Annotated in this window: 1 protein-coding gene and 1 pseudogene; one reads left to right on the top strand and one right to left on the bottom strand. The window is 39.7% G+C overall.

The genetic code is table 11. From position 1 onward, the window contains the following. Window positions 1-186 precede the first annotated feature (186 nt). Window positions 187-387, bottom strand: a complete 201-nt coding sequence (locus MMY95_RS15635; protein WP_024855729.1) for a hypothetical protein — start codon at window positions 385-387, stop codon at window positions 187-189. Here MMY95_RS15635 and MMY95_RS15630 point away from each other — a divergent pair. Next, window positions 386-643, top strand: a pseudogene (locus tag MMY95_RS15630) (transposase); the annotation flags it as partial. The gene MMY95_RS15635 and the pseudogene MMY95_RS15630 overlap by 2 nt on opposite strands. Between the last annotated feature and the right edge of the window lie 45 nt (window positions 644-688).

Genomic DNA, 688 nt, shown 5'->3' with positions numbered 1-688 from the left:
TGCCGCCTAGGAAAGACAAGCAAATATTTACTTTAACTTTTGGGGTACACCTCATAGCTCTGGTCAGCTAGCGGTTATTAAATATCGTTAAAATCTGCCACCGTCTTTAACGGCTCTACATGGGAAGCCCTGTTCTAGCGGGACTTCCTTTTTCTATTACATTATAGCATGTCCCTTAAAAACTGGCTAACGTTTTAGGCTTTGATCAGGTTCAGAATCTGGTTGTTTAATTTCTGGATTCTGTTTAGCAAATGCTTTCAGTTGTTTTTGCGTTCGATTACTGATTTCATGGTGTAAATCATTTAACTTATTTTTTAGTCCTAAGAACCTGTCTAGTATCTGCTGAATCTGGTAGAATTGTGGAAAACCGACTGAGGAGTTTGTCATGCCAGATTATCCAAGCAATATTTCTCGAGCGCAATTTGCGTTAATACAACCTGATTTAGAAAACTTCCGCAAGCATACAAGACCGCGTCGTTATGATCTTTATGACGTATTCAATGCCATCCTTTACTCGCTTACTACAGGGTGTCAATGGCGTGAATTACCGCACGATTTTCCGGAATGGCATACCGTCTACCGCTATTACGATATGTGGCGAGATAAACCAGACCCGACAGCTGATTCGCTATTAGAACGTGTTTGGATACTTTGACATTCGATTTGATTTTAGTTAAATTAGATCAAA

The sequence above is a fragment of the Lactiplantibacillus sp. ME-2 genome, from assembly GCF_022549155.1.
Taxonomy (GTDB): domain Bacteria; phylum Bacillota; class Bacilli; order Lactobacillales; family Lactobacillaceae; genus Lactiplantibacillus; species Lactiplantibacillus plantarum.
This window is presented reverse-complemented; position numbering and strand designations above follow the sequence as displayed.

Bases quoted from the DNA above. Each gene is read 5' to 3' on its own strand.
- MMY95_RS15635 (WP_024855729.1), bottom strand. From the start codon at position 387: ATGACAAACTCCTCAGTCGGTTTTCCACAATTCTACCAGATTCAGCAG.